A 16153-nucleotide genomic window follows, 5' to 3' on the forward strand; every position below is an offset into this window, starting at 1 on the left:
AAGGGATGTTCATGACCGAGGTAAGTGTCGGCGAGTACGTGTTCGAGGTCGAGATGTCGGGACCACCGGACGGTGTTCCGGTGGTTGCGCTGCACGGCTTTCCGCAGACCAACGCGTCGTGGACCGCGGTGACGCCCGGCCTGGTCGGCGCAGGTTGTCGCGTGATCGCCCCGAACCAGCGGGGCTACTCCCCCGGTGCCCGTCCGGTCGGCGTCGAGCACTACCGCATCGAACATCTCACCGGCGACATCCTCGGATTGCTCGACACGCTCGAGCTGCCGTCGGCACATCTGGTCGGACACGACTGGGGTGCGGTGGTCGCCTGGCATCTCGCAGCCGAACATCCTGATCGCGTCCGCACTCTCACGGCGGCGTCGGTCCCGCATTCGGCCGCGTTCAACTGGGCCATCCGCGAGGATCCGGATCAGCAGGAACGGTCGACGTACTTCGGTCTGCTCCGAGAACCGGAGAAGGCCGAGCGAGTTCTGGTCGAGAACGACGCACAGCGGCTGCGCGCGATGTTCGGTGCGGACAGCCTCGACGACGAATACGTTCGGCATCTCACCGTCCCCGGGGCGCTGACGGCCGCATCGAGCTGGTACGCCGCGATGACCAGGGAGTTCGCAAACCTTCCTCCGGTGACCGTGCCCACCACCTACGTCTGGAGCAACGGCGACACCGCCATCGGCCGAGCGGGAGCGGAGCGCTGCGGCGAATTCGTCGATGCGACGTACCGATTCGTCGAATTGGACGGCATCTCGCACTGGATCCCGGAAGAAGCGCCCGAGGAACTGACGGCCGAGGTCCTGGCCCGTATCGACTCCGCCTAGACCCGTTCGGGAGCCCGCACCTTCAGCAGCGCCAGCAGGCCGGCAGCGAGGACGATGATCAGCCCGGCGATACCCGCGCGGTCGGCGTCGAACATCCACACGAACAGACCGAACAGGGACGGTGCGAGGAACGAGGCGGCGCGTCCCGTCGTAGCGAACAGTCCGAAGAACTGACCTTCGCGTCCCGGTGGAGCCAGCCGGGCCAGGAAGGTGCGGGCAGACGACTGCGCCGGCCCGACGAACAGGCACAGGATGAGCCCGAAGATCCAGAACATCGTCGGTCCCGAGACGAACAGCAGAATCGTCCCGGCGGCGATCATGCAGGTGAGCGAGAAGACGATCACCTTCTTCGGGCCGATTCTGTCGTCGAAACGCCCGGCCACGATCGCTCCGAGTCCGGCGATGACGTTGGCGGCGACACCGAACAGCAGGACGTCACCGGCACCGATGCCGTAGACGCTGACGGCCAGTACGGCTCCGAAGGTGAAAACCCCCGCCAATCCGTCCCGGAACAGTGCACTGGCTATCAGGTAGTAGACCGCGCGACGGTCTGCACTCCACAGCTCCCGGACATCGCGAACCAGCACACGGTACGAGGCCGCGAACCCGGCTTCAGCGGCCTTGGGATCGGCGACGGCGCGGGGTACCTCGGGAACGGCGAACATCACCGGGATGGCCGAGACGGCGAACCACACGGCAGCGAGCAGAGCGACGAGTCGGATGTTCAGTCCGCCGTCGGTGCTCAGCCCCAGAACTCCGCGGGTGTCGCCGTCGCCGGCGATGAAGCCGACGTAGCACAGGAGCAGCAGTACGATTCCGCCGAAATAGCCCATCGACCAACCGAACCCGGAGACTCGGCCGATGTTCGCCGGAGTGGAGACCTGCCGCAGCATCGAGTTGTACGGGATGCTGGCCAGCTCGAACATGATGGATCCGAGACCGAGCAGCAACAGGCCGAGCCACAGATAGTGGTAGTCGTCTCGGACGAAGAACAGGCCCGCCATGGCGACGACCGTCAGCGCGGTCAACACTCCCAGCAGCCACTTACGTTTGCCGCGCGCGTCGAAGTACTGCCCGCAGACCGGCGCGAGGAGTGCGATGACAACGCTGGACACGGCAATCGACCAGCTGAACCAGGTGGTGGCAGAGATGGAACCGGGCAGATCGTCGCCGACGGCGTCGGTGAGATACACCGAGAACACGAACGTGAGAATGACGGCGTTGAACGCGGCCGAGCCCCAGTCCCAGAGCCCCCAGGCGGTGACCTGCTTACGCGTTGTGGCGACTCCGACGACAGCGGCCTCCGGCTGGGTTCCCATGGTTGCCAACACTAGACCGCGGCATCCGAATTCATCGGTGCACCTAGTTGCATAGTCACCGTGTTGCATACATACTCTCGGGTGTGGCTTTGGAACACGCGATTCTGGTTTCCCTCACCGAGCTCAGCGGCTCGGGGTACGAGCTCGCCCGCCGCTTCGACAAGTCGATCGGATTCTTCTGGAGCGCAACGCATCAGCAGATCTACCGGACACTGACGCGGATGGACGGGGCTGGGTGGATCACCGGAGAGGCAGTCGCGCAGGACGGCCGGCCGGACAAGAAGGTCTACTCCGTCAGCGCTGCGGGTCGCGCGGAGCTCGATCGCTGGATCGCCGCTCCGACCGATCCTTCGCAGCTACGCGAGGAGCTCGCGGTCAAAATCCGCGGGGCCGCCAACGGTGACATCGATGCTCTCAAGATCGAAGTCGCCCGCCATCGCGATGTTCATGCCACCCGCCTCGACGTCTATCGACTGATCGAGAAGCAGGACTTTCCGGCCCCCGCTGCCCTCACCGGCACCGCGTTGCATCAATACCTGGTGCTGCGCGGCGGAATTCGCGTCGAAGAAGGATTCACCGAGTGGTGCACCGAGGTATTGGAGAAGCTGTGAAGACCGAGCAGACCGCTGGCCCGTATCCGATTCTGTTGTCTCCGTTGGATGTCGGCGCAACCACGCTGAAGAACCGCGTGATCATGGGATCGATTCACACCGGCCTCGAAGATCGCGCCCGCGACACCGGCCGCCTGGCGGCCTATTTCGCCGAGCGTGCCCGCGGCGGAGTTGCGCTGATCATCACCGGGGGCTATGCCCCCAATCGCACCGGTTGGCTGTTGCCGTTCGGAGCCAAGCTGACCAACCGCATCGAAGCCCGTCGGCATCGCCGGATCACTGCTGCCGTCCATGACGAAGGCGGCAAGATCGCACTGCAGATCCTGCATGCCGGGCGCTACTCCTACCAGCCGCTGAGCGTGTCGGCGTCGTCGATCAAGGCTCCCATCAATCCTTTTCGGCCGCGGCGACTGACATCGAGGGGCGTCCGCTGGCAGATCCGCAACTACGTACGGTGCGCCCGGCTCGCGCAGAGCGCCGGCTACGACGGCGTCGAGATCATGGGCGGAGAGGGTTACTTCATCAACCAGTTCCTCTCCGAGCGCACCAACAAGCGACGCGACGAGTGGGGCGGTTCGGCGAAGAACCGTCGGCGGATGGCCGTGGAGATCGTGCGGCAGACGAGGGCAGCCGTGGGCCCCGACTTCATCGTCGTGTTTCGGCTGTCGATGGCCGATCTGGTCGAGCAAGGCCAGAGCTGGAACGACATCGTCGCGCTGGCCGAGGACGTCGAAGCTGCGGGTGCGAACATCATCAACACCGATATCGGCTGGCACGAGTCGCGGGTGCCGACCATTGTCACCTCGGTTCCCCGCGCCGCATTCGCGGACATCACCGGCAAGCTCGAGAAGCACGTGTCCATCCCGGTCGCCGCGTCCAATCGCATCAACATGCCCGAGATCGCCGAGAATATTCTGGCTCGCGGCGACGCGCAGTTGATCGCGATGGCCAGGCCGATGCTGGCCGATCCGTTCTGGGTCGAGAAGGCCGCCACCGACTCCGCCGACCGGATCAACACGTGCATCGCCTGCAATCAGGCCTGCCTGGACCACGCCTTCGTGCACAAGAAGGTCTCGTGCCTGGTCAACCCGCGTGCCGGACGCGAGATCGACCTGCAACTGCTGCCGACGAAGATGACCAAGAAGGTGGCGGTCGTCGGAGCCGGACCCGCAGGCCTGGCCGCCGCGCTCAATCTCGCGCAACGCGGACACACCGTCAGCCTCTTCGAGGCCAGGGAAGAGATCGGCGGACAGTTCGGAATCGCGCGACTCATACCCGGCAAGGAGGAGTTCGCCGAAACGATCCGGTACTTCTCCAGTGCACTTCGCAGCGCAGACGTCGCCGTTCACCTCGACACCCGAGTCACCGCCGCCGAACTCGTCGCAGGCGAGTTCGACGAGGTGGTGCTGGCCACCGGCGTCACTCCCCGAATGCCGAGTATCCCCGGCATCGAGCACCCCTCGGTCCTGTCGTACGCAGAACTGGTGCGCGACGGCAGGCCCGTCGGCGATCGGGTCGCGGTCATCGGTGCAGGCGGTATCGGTATCGACATCTCCGAGTTCCTCACCACCGACGCCTCCCCCACCTTGGATCTGAAGGAATGGAAGCAGGAGTGGGGCGTCACCGAGCCCGAGGCCGCGCCGGGGGCGTTGACGACTCCGGTACCCGCACCCTCTCCGCGTGAGGTGTATCTGCTGCAACGCAAGCCGGGACGCATCGGCGCAGGACTGGCGAAGACGACCGGCTGGGTTCATCGAGCTGCACTGAAAGCCAAAGGTGTGCATCAGCTTTCGGGTGTCAACTACGAGAAGATCGACGATGCGGGCCTGCACATCTCCTTCGGTGACAAGCACGAGCGTCCCCGCGTTCTCGAGGTGGACACCATCGTGATCTGCGCCGGCCAGGAATCGGTACGCGACTTGGTCGACGACCTGAAGGCCGCGGGCACCACCACGCACATCATCGGCGGTGCGGACGTCGCTGCGGAGCTCGACGCCAAGCGGGCCATCGAGCAAGGCACCCGGCTCGCGGCCACGATCTGATCTGTCCGCTAGCCTGTCTCACCGTGAGCCTGCCCAAGCCCAGCCCAGATACCCGCGCCGTCGTCACCGGAGCCTCTTCCGGAATCGGTGAAGCCCTGGCCACCGAACTCGCCGCCCGAGGTCATTCACTGATCGTGGTGGCTCGACGCGGCGAGTTGCTCGAGGCGTTGGCCACAAAGCTCACGGCCGAGTACGGCGTCACCGTCGAGGTGCGTCAGTCGGATCTGTCGAACCGTGAGCAGCGACAGGAACTGGTGACCGAGCTGTCCGAGCGCGAGATCTCGATCCTGTGCAACAACGCAGGGATAGCAACGTTCGGGCCGTTGTCCGGTCTCGATCCCGCGTACGAGCGCGACCAGGTCGAGCTCAATGCCGTTGCGGTGCACGACCTCACACTGGCGGTCATGCCCGGCATGATCGGTCGCGGAGCGGGCGGCATCCTGATCACCGGCTCGGCGGCGGGCAACATGGCCATCCCCAACAACGCGACCTATGCAGCGACCAAGGCCTTCGTGAACACGTTCTCGGAGTCACTGCGCGGTGAGCTCGCCGGCACCGGAGTGAACGTCACCCTCCTCGCTCCCGGCCCGGTCCGCACCGAGACACCGGACCCGGCCGAGGCCTCGATCGTCGACAAGATGGTTCCCGATTTCCTGTGGATCGACAGCGCCTACACCGCGAAGGTGTCTCTCGAGGGCCTCGAGAAAAACAAGATGCGCGTCGTACCGGGTCTGCTGAGCAAGGGCATGTCGGCGGCCGGCCAGTACAGCCCGCGCAGCATCTCCGCACCGATCATCGGCAGCTTCTACAAGAAGCTCGGCAACTGATACCCGAATTTTGGTCGTTCCGCGGGCTCCACTCCCGACTGAGCAAGCTCAGCGTCGGCGGCGACGTCCGGTTCCGAAGATGCTGCGCGAAATTTCCCGCCCGGCGGCCGAGGCGGCCGATCGAAGGAAGCTCTTGACGGCAGGGTTGCCCATGATGCGCTCGGCGGCCGACGGCCCATCCGGCTCGCTCGGCGGTAGATCCGGCAGATCCGCAGGCAGGGTCGGGATGTCGAACTTCTCGGCCGGGGCCGGTACGTTCGCCACCCGCGCGTTCATCCGCTCGTAGGCGGACTCGCGGTCGATCGTTTCTCGGTACTTCGAGGACAGAGTGCTCGACGACGCGGCCGCCGCGATGGCGTCGTTGCCGATGGTGTCCATCAGAGAGCGGGGCGGCCGAATCTTGGTCCACGCCACAGGAGTCGGTGCACCCATCTCCGAGAGCACCGTCACGATCGCTTCGCCGGTACCCAACGAGGTCAGCGCCTTCTCCAGGTCGTAGGCGTCGGTCTTGGGGTACGTGCGGACCGTCTTGTTCAAGGCCTTCTGATCGTCGGGTGTGAAGGCGCGCAGGGCGTGCTGAATCCGCGCCCCCAGTTGCGAGAGAACATCGTTGGGGACATCGGTGGGCAGCTGCGTGCAGAAGAAGACACCGACACCCTTGGAGCGGATGAGCTTGACGGTCTGCTCCACCTGCTGCAGAAACGCCTTCGAGGCGTCGGCGAACAGCAGGTGTGCCTCGTCGAAGATGAAGACCAGCTTGGGCTTGTCCACGTCACCCACCTCGGGCAGCGTCTGGAACAGGTCGGCCAGCACCCACATCAGGAACGTGGAGAACATCACCGGCCGCGAAGCCTGCGCCCCGAGCTCGAACAAGGTGACGACGCCTCTGCCGTCCGGCCCGACGCGTAGCAGGTCCTCGGTCTCGAGCTCGGGTTCACCGAAGAAGGTGTCGCCGCCGTCCGCTTCGAGGTTGACCAGCGCGCGCAGAATCACTCCTGCGGTGGCCGAGGAGACGCCGCCGATGCCCTTCAGATCGGCTTTGCCCTCGTCGCTGGTCAGGTGCATGATCACCGACCGCAGGTCCTTCAGATCGAGCAGGGCGAGCCCCTGCGAATCGGCCCAGTGGAAGATCAAGCCGAGAGTGGATTCCTGAGTGTTGTTCAGCCCCAACACCTTACTGAGCAGAATCGGCCCGAAGGCGGTGATGGTGGCGCGCACCGGGACGCCGATTCCGTCGGTGCCCAGGGAGAGAAACTCGACCGGATGGCCGGTGGGAGCCCAGTCCGGAATTCCGGTGTCCGCCGCTCGGCTGCGGATCTTCTCGTTGTCCGCTCCCGGCTGCGACAGGCCGGACAAGTCACCTTTGACGTCGGCCATGACCACGGGAACGCCTGCGGCGCAGAGCTGTTCGGCAATGCCCTGCAGCGTCTTCGTCTTTCCGGTTCCGGTGGCCCCGGCCACCAGACCGTGCCTGTTCAACGTGGCCAACGGAATTCGGATACGAGCGGACGGATCGGTGACGCCGTCGAGCACCACGGTTCCCAATTCCAACGCGGCACCCTCCGACGCGTATCCGGCGGCGATCTCGGCGGCCTTGCCCGTCGATGCCTGCGGCTGCACCTGTTCCGCGGCCAACGCCTCGGCTTCGGCGGCGTCCGCTGCAGCCAGAGCTTCGGCGGCAACCCGTGCCGCTTCGACGGCGGCGGCCTTGGCAGCCTTCGCCTTCTCTGCCGGGCTGAGCGTGGGTGCCGGCTGCGTCGGGTCGACTGTCATGTCCGCGTCCTCCATGAACGTGTGCTGATGCTGAACTGGCTCGATCGCCACCGCAAACCCTAGTGGCACAGCAGCTCGCACTAGTGTGGTGCGAGTGCAGGACAAACTTGTGTGGATCGATTGTGAAATGACCGGCTTGGACCTGAGCAAGGACAAGCTGATCGAAATTGCGGCGCTGGTGACCGACAGCGAGCTCAACATCCTCGGGGAGGGTGTCGACATCGTCATCCATGCCGACGACGACGCGTTGGCGAACATGCCTGCCGTCGTCACCGACATGCATGCCAAATCGGGCTTGACCGACGAGGTGCGCGCGTCGACGGTGACGCTGGAGGAAGCCGAGCAGCGCGTCCTGGCGTACATCAAGGAGCATGTCCCGGTGGCCGGGACCGTTCCCCTCGCGGGAAACTCCATCGGCACCGATCGCGGCTTCATCTCTCGCGACATGACCGCGCTCGACACCTACCTCCACTACCGCATGATCGACGTCAGCTCGATCAAGGAACTCGCCCGCCGGTGGTACCCGCGGATCTACTACGGACAGCCACCCAAGGGCCTTGCGCACCGCGCCCTGGCGGACATCAAGGAGTCGATCAAGGAGCTGCAGTACTACCGCCGGACTGCCTTCGTAGCGCAGCCGGGGCCCTCCACCAGCGATATTGCAGCTGTCGTTCAAGATCTAGACACGCAGTCAGGGGCGGATTAGCAACCCGGGATTCAACCCGCTAGTATTGTCGACGCTGCTGATGGAGAGCCCGAAAAGGTTCTGCGGATGCGTGCAATGGTGGGCGTAGTTCAGCTGGTAGAGCACCAGGTTGTGATCCTGGATGTCGCGGGTTCGAGTCCCGTCGCTCACCCCACACGAAGAGAAGCCCTGACCTGCAATGACGCGGGTCAGGGCTTCTGTCGTTTCTGCTCCATGCAACAGACGGTGCAATAGCGTCAGCTCAAAAGGGCGGCGAACCTCTCGGCTGCGCTCTTCTGTTGGCCGGGGATCACATGGCTGTAGATGTCCATCGTGACTGAGATGGACGCGTGACCGAGCCGCTCCTGAACCACCTTGATCGACTCCCCCGCTGCGATCAAGAGGGTGGCGTGGGTGTGCCGCAGGCCGTGCAGCCGGAGGGTAGGCAGCACGTCCTCCCCGAGGTGCGCCCGTGCCCGTCGTACCCGCATGGTCCACCCGGTGGATGCCCCGCGTACGTTCCGTGGCTCCCCTGCGTCGTTACCGAAGACAAGCGAGTCACCCCGCGCTAATGCCAGTGCCATGCCGCCCCGTGCCGCCCTGTGTGCTTTCAGGCTGTCGATGGTGGCTGTGTCGATGTCGATGCGCCGGGTGCGGCCGGTCTTGGTGCCCTTCACGGTCCCCTTGCCGGTGATCGACGAGTCGAGGGCGCGCCGTACGGTGATGGCCCCATCGGTGAGATTGACGTCGGTCCATCGGAGGGCGAGAGCTTCAGAGCGCCGGATGCCGGTCGAGGCCATGGTGTGCCAGAGGGCGTGGAGTTCGTCGTTGTAGACGTCCCTGTCCCATGCGAGGAACGCGGAGAGTTGCGCTGCGGTCCATGCCTCGTATTCCTCGGCGGCTTCTTTCGCCTGCTTCATGGTGGGTGGCTTGGCGGCTTTGGTGCGCGCTCGGTTTACGAGTACGTGTCGGTCGGCGACGGCAGCGTCGAGTATCTGGGTGAGGGTGACGTGGATCTTTCGGATGGTGTTGGTGCCAAGTCCTTTGTCTTCGAGGTCTCGGTAGAGCTTGGCGATGCGGGTGGCGGTGATCGCTCTGATTGCAACGTCGCCGAGGGTTGGGGCGATGTGGAGGGTGATGTGGCGCTGGTACTGCTCCCGGGTGGTGTTGGCGACCCTGTGGCTGTCGAGCCATTGCTGCGCGTAGGGGCCGAGGGTGATCTTGGTGTTGTCGACGCGTAGGCCCGCGGCTGCTTCGTTCTTCGCTGTGGTGAGTGCGTCGTCCGCTTCGGCTGCTGTCTTGTAGCCGGCTTTTCCGGTTTGGCGGTCGCCTTCGTCGGGGTTTTCGGGGTCGAGTGGTACCCAGAGTTGGTAGCGCCAGCGTGTTCCGGCTTTGGTGGTGTAGCTGGTGATGGAGCCTTTGCCGGCCCGCCGACTGCGCCTAGCCATTGCGGGACTGCCTGCTCTTCATCTCAGCTTCGAGAACGTCGCGCTGGTGCCGGATCTGCTGGGCTGACTCCTTGACCTGCGTGGCGCTTCGCTCTTGCCCGATGAGTGCCTCTTGTAGCGCGGTGATGGCGTTGTTCAGATCGCGAATCATCCAATTCATGGACTCGACATCCAGAGGATCTGAATGTTGTTCGCGCACAATGCCATCGAGCAATCCCGCTGGGCTGATGCCGAGCACTTCTGACAGCAGTATCAGTTCGCGAACCTTCAACGACCGCTGACCGGACTCGAGCCGGAGGACGGTTTGCTGCAACCAGTTCGTTTCGCTCGCCTCCGCGAGCCTCTCCGCTAGTGCGGTCTGAGACCAGCCTCGCGCGATCCGCGCCCTCTGAACAGCTTGCCCGATTGCCTTATCCGTGTCCTCCAGTGCGCCCATGCACGCAATGTATCAGAAAATGTATAGGCATCTCGAAGGTATTTATTGCATCCTTGGCGTGTTTCGTGTAACTATTAATGCGTTCCAACCGACGCATTTTATGACACCTGGAGGACAGATGAGCACGACAGAGGCTCATAGCAGGACCACCCTGGACGATCTCCGCCGATCGAACGAAGTGGTAATCACCAAGAAGCTGGCAGCGGAGGTCTTGGGTATCGACGTTCGGACCCTGACCGGTGGTATTCAGCGGGGCCAGATCCCTTCCGTCAACGTGGGCCGGCGCGTGCTCATCCCACGTCTGCCGTTCCTGACCCTTTTCGGCGCGGACCAACCCGTCAGCGCCGCGTCTTGATGTCGGCGTCCCTTCTCAATGAAAAAACCTCGACAGGTGTCCTACCACCTGCCGAGGCACTGAACCCATCCCGTTTCCCAAGGAGTGACTTCGCTATGAGCACTGTACCAACCGAAAGCAACGTTCACACGTCCACGCCTGCCTTCGAGCCCCGCCCGGTCCCGTTGCCGGTACCCGACTTCATGGATTCGTTGAAGTTGGGTTCGTTGACGACCACGGAACCTGATGTCGCCGTTTCCGTGGGGGTGAATCGGTATGTCGATGAAGAAGGCTCGATTCATTCGGTGCAGGTCTACGACCAGTCCGACGTGGGTTGGTCGTTTCCGCTGGATGATGCCTTGAAGCTGATTGTGCTTCTGGCGCAGGCGTATACGGCGGCGCAACTCGATCGTTCCGAGGATGGTGACGCGCATACGGAGGCGTACGGGTCTGCGGGGTCGGTCTGGGATCTGTCCGGGTTCGAGTCGGTGGTGGGTTCGCAGCGGTTCCCGTTCGAGGGTGAGCCGACGGAACACAACGTCGTTCTCCGTGGGTATGACGCGACGTTCTCGACCGATTCCATCCCGGAGTTGGTGCGGCTGTTGCTCGTTGCGACTGCTGATGCGTGCACCGGTTCGACCGAGGAGCGTGCAGCGTGAGGGGCACGAAGATGCTGCCTGGCAACGTTACTGCGGCGTTCGAGGGTGTCATCACTCTCGACGGCCTCGACGGCCTCGATGGGCGTGATGTCCTGCGGGTCGGTCTGGTGAACTTCGATCGGATCGAGCTGGCGTTCCTGACCGATGAGGGCCGCTCGATGTACCCGATCGCGTGGGACGACGCCGAGCACCTGGCCGCGTTGCTGCTGGACTTCGCCCAGATAGCCAGGGCGAAGCACGGTCTCATCGGAATCGAGGCCGCGTGATGGCAACGACCAGCACACTCGTGATCTCCGACGAGACGGTCCGTGTCAGGTTGGACGGCCTACAGAAACACGTTCATCTGTCCTGGGGTGATACCTCGATCAAGCTCTCGCTCGAAGAGGCTGTCGACGTTATCGACGGGATTACCTCGGCGTTCGAGCGGATCGAGGAACTTCGGCAGAAGAACGCCGATTACCTCTCGCGGCGTTGCTCTGCCACGGACCTCATCGACGATCCTGACTGCCCTGCGCATTCCGCGGCTGATCATCGCGTGGCACGCGCGCAGTACCTCTGTGCCCTGACCAAGGGGAGTGATGGCTTGTGACGGTTGCGGATCTGGCCTTACACGCGGATACACGCACCGGGATCGATGCGTCGGTCTCACCGCTCCGCATCGTGGTCACGGCTGAGTCCTGCTTTGTCGGTGCGCTGCTCTGGCAGCGCGCCGGTACGGCGCTGGTCTGGCTCGACTTCGTCGTCAGTCGGGATTTCGCGGACCCGAAGGCGTCGGCGGTGGTCCAGTGTGTGCGGGAGTTGGCGGGCGATGGTGTCGACCCGGACCCCGGCGCGGTTGTGGCGCTGATCCGTTCGGGTGGATCGGTCGGGACTGGTGACCGACTCGCGGCGCTGAGCAAGTTCGTCATGGATTGCTACACCGGTGTTCCGCTTCCCAGCAACGGCCGCGTCTACCTGTACGCGGTTCTCGAAGAGTCGTTGCGCCGCACGACGTCCCGAGTCGGTGACTGCCTCAAGCAGGCCGCTGACGAACTCGACCGGGCCGAGCTGATGCCCGTCGTCACAGATCAATTCCGAGCTATCGCAGCGGTCCGAGATCGGTTGGACGCTGCGTCCGAGAAAGTGAGCCACGTATGAGTAGTCAGAACGATTTGATGCCGGAGGTGAGGGCGCTGTTCAAGCTGATCGAGGCCGGTGACCGTCACCTGGCGGCGCAGCTGCTGGACAGCCTCGACGCCGACGATATGCACGCGCTCGTGTTCAAACTCGTTGGTGCTGTGAATGGTTCGATCGAGGGTTGCTTCAAGTTGTTCGGGGCGGTCGGCCCCTTGTTGGCTCAGGCGGGCTTTCCCGGTGCCCTGGACGGCTATGCCGACGCGGTGAAGCGGCAGTTCGATGAGGCGTTGGGGACCACGTTCAGCACCAAGTTGGGGGAACATCATGGCTCTTGATCTCGGTGAACTGTCTGTCCGGTTGTCAGCTGAGGACCAGCTGACCAGCGCTTTGAATGGTGCGCAGCAGTCGGCGCGCCGCACGGAGCAGGTCACGTCACAGGCCGCCACGGGTATCACCGCCTCCACGCAGCGGATGGCTCAGGGGTACCAGCAGTTGCAGCGTGAAGCGACGACGTATGCGACGGCATCGGAGCGCGCGAACTCGCGTGCCGAGACCGCCACCGAGGCAGTGCGGGTGGCTCAGGGGCGTCTCGATGCTGCGCAGCGGGATTCGACGACGTCCGCGGATCAGCTCGAAGCGGCACAGCGTGGTGTGGCGACTGCGACCGGAAACGCTGAGCGGGCGATACGGCAGGCCGAGCAGGCGAACGACCGTATGGAGGCGTCCCATCGTCGTGCGGCTCGCGCTGCCGAGCAGGGTGGCCGCGATGCGGTGACCGCGATGGAGCGGGCTCAGCGTGCGATGCGCGAGACAGCGCAGGAGGCGGAACGTTCAGGTGAGGCAGCCGGTTCGGGCTTCGCGGATCGCTTCTCAGGCGGGTTGGAGGGTCTGTCGGGTACCGCAGGTAGCGCAGGGTCATCGACGGGTGGTTCGTTCATTGCCGGATTCGCGCCCCGTGTCGCAGGACTCGGATCGAAGGGCGGGCCGATCGGGGTCGCTCTCGCCGGTGTCGCCGTCCTCGGTATCGGCGTCGGTGTCGCGCTGGCCGATGCGATCGCAGATGGGATGCAGCAAGAGGCGACGCAGGATCTGATCCAAGCCAAGTTGGGTATCAACGAGGAGACTGCCCGTCGTATCGGTGAGGCGGCGGGGGCTGCGTACTCGAACGGTTGGGGTGAGTCGGCGGCATCGAACATGGATGGTGTCCGCGCCGCGATCCAGTCCGGGTTGCTCACTGGTGAGGAAGACACTGGGACGTTCAAGTCGACGATCGAGCAGCTCAACATTGTCTCCGAGATCATGGGCGAAGAGATACCTGCGGTTGCCCGTGCCGCGGGGCAGTCGGTGAAGAACGGCATAGCGAAGGATGCCACCGGCGCGTTCGATCTGTTGGTGCAGTCGCAGAAGAACAGTCTGAACGTCTCCGAGGATCTTCTCGACTCCCAGATCGAGTACTCCACCCAGTTGCGTGCACTCGGGCTGGAAGGTGCAGAGGGTTGGGCGTTGGTGGCGCAGGGCGTCAAGGGTGGTGCCCGCGACACCGACGTCGTCATCGACGCACTGAAAGAGATGAAGCTGCGTGCAACCGACGGGACTGCCGCTGCGGCTGATGGTTTCGAGAAGCTGAGCCTCAACTCGGAGCTGTGGACGACGGCCATGAACGAGGGTGGTGAGGCGTCGCGGAACGCGATGGCCGATGCCCTCCGTGGGCTCAATGCGATCACCGATCCGACGGAGAAGAACGCGGCCGCCCTGGCCTTGTTCGGTACCAAGTTCGAGGACATCCAAGGCGCGGCGTTCAAGCTGAACCTGGACACAGCGGTCACCGAGTTCGGAGACGTCGCCGGCGCTGCCGCGTTGGCCGGTGACACCATGTCCTCCAACACCGAAGCTGCGTTCACGGCGGCGAAGAATTCGATCGAGATGTCCTCGGCGGACATCAAACTCGCACTCGCCCAAGCGTTCGGTCCCGCTTTGACCGACCTTGCCGTCTGGGTGAAGGACAACAAGCCGGAGATCATCGGGTTCTTCACCGGGCTTGCGGATGCTGGGTTCACGACGTTGGATGCGATCCTCGCGTTCACGTCCGGGAGCCTGAGGTTCCTCGCTGATTGGGGTGAGGTTGTCGGCGCAACAATGGGCAACGCCCTCCAAGCGATGGGTTCCTACGCCGAGTTCATGGGCGGCATCGTCAAACACATTCCAGGGATGCAGGACGTCGGTGAGGCGATCGAAGGTGCGGGCGAGAAAACGAAGTGGTACGCCGACCAAGTCCAGTCCTCCTCGGACAAGATGAACGGTCTCGCGGACATGATCGACAATGCCCGCCCCGGCATCCGCGAGATGGGTGACGATGTCCGCGCAGCCGGCGAACGCGCAGAGGCATCGGCACGGCTCATGGATGCCTTGTCCGGCGCGGTCTACAAAGTCCCAGACGACAAGTCCATCGTCATCACGTCGAACACACCCCAGCACATCGAAGACCTCGAAGCTCTGGGCATGAAGGTGGAGCGGCTGCCGGATGGCACGTTCAAGGTCACCTCGAATACCGATGAGGGTCAGGCTGCGATCGATGCGTTCATCGGGAACAACACTGGCAAGAACATCGACATGTTCGTCGACTTGCGGCAGCGTCAGATCGGGTATTGGCGGTCGCAGGGTGTGTCGGAGGCGGATGCGCCGTCGATGCAGGGTCCGACGCCGTATCTGAATGCGGGTGGTGGCGCTCCTGCGGCACCGGGCACGCTTGGTGGCGGTGGCGGCAACTTCGCTGACGGGAAGCTCCCCCAGGAAGCACTCATCAAGTCCGCCGGCGGCAAGGGTCTGGTGCAGTGGGCGGAGGAAGGCGCAGGCCCGTGGGAAGCGTTCATTCCTGGGGCTGAGTCGAAGCGTCCCCGCGCCGTCGGCATCCTCAAGGATGTCGCTGACCGCTTCGGGTACGGGCTCGTACAGATGGCCGACGGCGGCATCGTATCCGGTCTCAGCAACCTCGCATCCGAGAACTTCCCCGCCCTGACGATGACATCCGGCTACCGCGCAGGCGACCCAGGACACCACGGTTCAGGGCAGGCCGCCGACTTCTCCAACGGCTCCGACAACACTCCCGAGCAGTTGGCATTCGCCAACTTCATGGTCGACAACTACAAGCCGAAGCTCCTCGAACTGATCTACTCGGCCCCAGGTTTCGACAAGAATGTGAAGAACGGGTCGATAGTCGACGGCAGCTTTTACGGTGCATCGACGATGGCGGGTCACCGTAACCATGTGCATGTGGCGATGTCGCAGCCACCTGGTGAGCCGTCGTCTGATCCGGGTAGCTATGACGTCGGGGCGCAGGCTTTGACGGTCACTGATTACGGGCAGCCGGATAGCAGTTCGGCGGGCATGTCGTCAGGCAGTCGGACCAAAACCCTGCCGACGTCGTCGGGTCCGGTAGATGTGCGGGTCATCAACTTCTCCGACATCGGTGGCGCAGCCCCAGACGGTCGCACCCCGAAAGCGGTCGGGAGCTTGAAGGTGTTCGCGAATGGAGGCATCGAATCCCAGAACCCCGAGATCGCAACCACAGGCGGCAACGTGCGCGTATGGGCGGAACCCCAAGCAGGACCGTGGGAAGCATACATACCCGGCGACCCGGCGAAACGTGCACGCGCAGTGGACATCTGGCGGGAGACCGGGAAGCGGCTGAACATCACCGAGTTCGCGGACGGTGGGTTCGGTGGCTACAACGAACCGAAGGCCCGCGACTACATGCGCCCCACCAACCTGATGGAAGCTGCCTCACTCGCGGCGGGTCTCGGGTTCACCGCGGCATCGGGTGTCGGCGGGTTCCTGTCGATGGCCCAATCCGGGCAAGTCGACCTGTCGCAGTTGATGCCGCAGTTCGACACCGGCAGCAACGACATCCCCGGCCTGTCCGAAGCCGTCATTGGCCGACTCGATCAACTGGTCGAGATCCTTTCCAAGGGCGGGCTCGTCACCTTGGACGCAAACTTCGACACCAGCAACGGCAGTGTCGCCCTCGACCTGCTGTCCACAGGCATCGCGTAAACCCAAGCATCACAACACATTAG

Annotated in this window: 16 protein-coding genes and 1 tRNA gene; 13 read left to right on the top strand and 4 right to left on the bottom strand. The window is 64.0% G+C overall.

Features of this window, described 5'->3' with window-relative positions; translation table 11 throughout:
- Nucleotides 1-5 precede the first annotated feature (5 nt).
- The gene (locus tag R3P95_RS15290; protein WP_317548782.1) at nt 6-830 is read left to right on the top strand and encodes an alpha/beta fold hydrolase; all 825 of its coding nucleotides are present in this window, start codon (nt 6-8) and stop codon (nt 828-830) included.
- Here R3P95_RS15290 and R3P95_RS15295 read toward each other — a convergent pair.
- Nucleotides 827-2149 carry an MFS transporter gene (locus R3P95_RS15295; RefSeq protein ID WP_317548709.1) on the bottom strand — a complete coding sequence of 441 codons (1323 nt, stop codon included), beginning with the start codon at nt 2147-2149 and terminating at the stop codon, nt 827-829. The genes R3P95_RS15290 and R3P95_RS15295 overlap by 4 nt on opposite strands.
- A gap of 83 nt (nt 2150-2232) precedes the next feature.
- Here R3P95_RS15295 and R3P95_RS15300 point away from each other — a divergent pair, with 83 nt between their 5' ends.
- The 3 genes from R3P95_RS15300 to cmrA are packed head-to-tail and all read left to right on the top strand — an operon-like array spanning nt 2233 to nt 5629.
- Nucleotides 2233-2760, top strand: coding sequence for a PadR family transcriptional regulator (locus R3P95_RS15300; RefSeq protein ID WP_149406287.1), 528 nt, complete (start codon nt 2233-2235; stop codon nt 2758-2760).
- On the top strand, nt 2757-4802 hold the full coding sequence (locus R3P95_RS15305; RefSeq protein ID WP_317548710.1) for an NADPH-dependent 2,4-dienoyl-CoA reductase: 2046 nt from the start codon (nt 2757-2759) through the stop codon (nt 4800-4802). Before R3P95_RS15300 ends, R3P95_RS15305 begins: the two co-directional genes overlap by 4 nt.
- A gap of 23 nt (nt 4803-4825) precedes the next feature.
- Nucleotides 4826-5629 carry a mycolate reductase gene (gene cmrA / locus R3P95_RS15310; RefSeq protein ID WP_317548711.1) on the top strand — a complete coding sequence of 268 codons (804 nt, stop codon included), beginning with the start codon at nt 4826-4828 and terminating at the stop codon, nt 5627-5629.
- 48 nt (nt 5630-5677) lie between these two features.
- On the opposite strand, the gene R3P95_RS15315 is transcribed toward cmrA, so the two are convergent.
- On the bottom strand, nt 5678-7402 hold the full coding sequence (locus tag R3P95_RS15315; RefSeq protein ID WP_317548712.1) for a helicase HerA-like domain-containing protein: 1725 nt from the start codon (nt 7400-7402) through the stop codon (nt 5678-5680).
- Between the two features lie 94 nt (nt 7403-7496).
- Here R3P95_RS15315 and orn point away from each other — a divergent pair, with 94 nt between their 5' ends.
- Nucleotides 7497-8108 carry an oligoribonuclease gene (gene orn, locus R3P95_RS15320; RefSeq protein ID WP_283347845.1) on the top strand — a complete coding sequence of 204 codons (612 nt, stop codon included), beginning with the start codon at nt 7497-7499 and terminating at the stop codon, nt 8106-8108.
- A 78-nt stretch (nt 8109-8186) separates the two neighbouring features.
- A tRNA-His gene (locus tag R3P95_RS15325) sits at nt 8187-8262 on the top strand.
- Nucleotides 8263-8344: 82 nt separating this feature from the next.
- Here the strand turns inward: R3P95_RS15325 and R3P95_RS15330 are convergent.
- Nucleotides 8345-9535, bottom strand: coding sequence for a tyrosine-type recombinase/integrase (locus R3P95_RS15330; RefSeq protein WP_317548713.1), 1191 nt, complete (start codon nt 9533-9535; stop codon nt 8345-8347).
- A complete protein-coding gene (locus tag R3P95_RS15335) occupies nt 9528-9971 on the bottom strand; it encodes a helix-turn-helix domain-containing protein (RefSeq protein WP_128646688.1) in 444 nt (147 codons plus the stop codon). Before R3P95_RS15335 ends, R3P95_RS15330 begins: the two co-directional genes overlap by 8 nt.
- Before the next feature lie 118 nt (nt 9972-10089).
- Here R3P95_RS15335 and R3P95_RS15340 point away from each other — a divergent pair, with 118 nt between their 5' ends.
- The 7 genes from R3P95_RS15340 to R3P95_RS15370 all read left to right on the top strand — a co-directional run bounded on the left by R3P95_RS15340 (nt 10090) and on the right by R3P95_RS15370 (nt 16130).
- Entirely contained in the window at nt 10090-10326 is a 237-nt protein-coding gene (locus R3P95_RS15340) for a helix-turn-helix domain-containing protein (RefSeq protein ID WP_128646686.1), read from the top strand.
- A gap of 95 nt (nt 10327-10421) precedes the next feature.
- A complete protein-coding gene (locus R3P95_RS15345) occupies nt 10422-10964 on the top strand; it encodes a hypothetical protein (RefSeq protein ID WP_317548714.1) in 543 nt (180 codons plus the stop codon).
- A complete protein-coding gene (locus tag R3P95_RS15350; protein WP_317548715.1) occupies nt 10961-11230 on the top strand; it encodes a hypothetical protein in 270 nt (89 codons plus the stop codon). The genes R3P95_RS15345 and R3P95_RS15350 overlap by 4 nt, the downstream gene beginning before the upstream one ends.
- 20 nt (nt 11231-11250) lie before the next feature.
- Nucleotides 11251-11553 carry a hypothetical protein gene (locus tag R3P95_RS15355; protein ID WP_317548717.1) on the top strand — a complete coding sequence of 101 codons (303 nt, stop codon included), beginning with the start codon at nt 11251-11253 and terminating at the stop codon, nt 11551-11553.
- Complete coding sequence (locus R3P95_RS15360; protein WP_317548718.1) at nt 11550-12101, top strand: hypothetical protein; 552 nt, start codon at nt 11550-11552, stop codon at nt 12099-12101. The genes R3P95_RS15355 and R3P95_RS15360 overlap by 4 nt, the downstream gene beginning before the upstream one ends.
- The gene (locus R3P95_RS15365; RefSeq protein ID WP_317548719.1) at nt 12098-12415 is read left to right on the top strand and encodes a hypothetical protein; all 318 of its coding nucleotides are present in this window, start codon (nt 12098-12100) and stop codon (nt 12413-12415) included. The genes R3P95_RS15360 and R3P95_RS15365 overlap by 4 nt, the downstream gene beginning before the upstream one ends.
- Entirely contained in the window at nt 12405-16130 is a 3726-nt protein-coding gene (locus R3P95_RS15370) for a hypothetical protein (protein WP_317548721.1), read from the top strand. Before R3P95_RS15365 ends, R3P95_RS15370 begins: the two co-directional genes overlap by 11 nt.
- Nucleotides 16131-16153: the final 23 nt, after the last annotated feature.

This window comes from Rhodococcus cercidiphylli (genome assembly GCF_033042225.1).
In the GTDB taxonomy this organism is placed as follows: Bacteria; Actinomycetota; Actinomycetes; order Mycobacteriales; family Mycobacteriaceae; genus Rhodococcoides.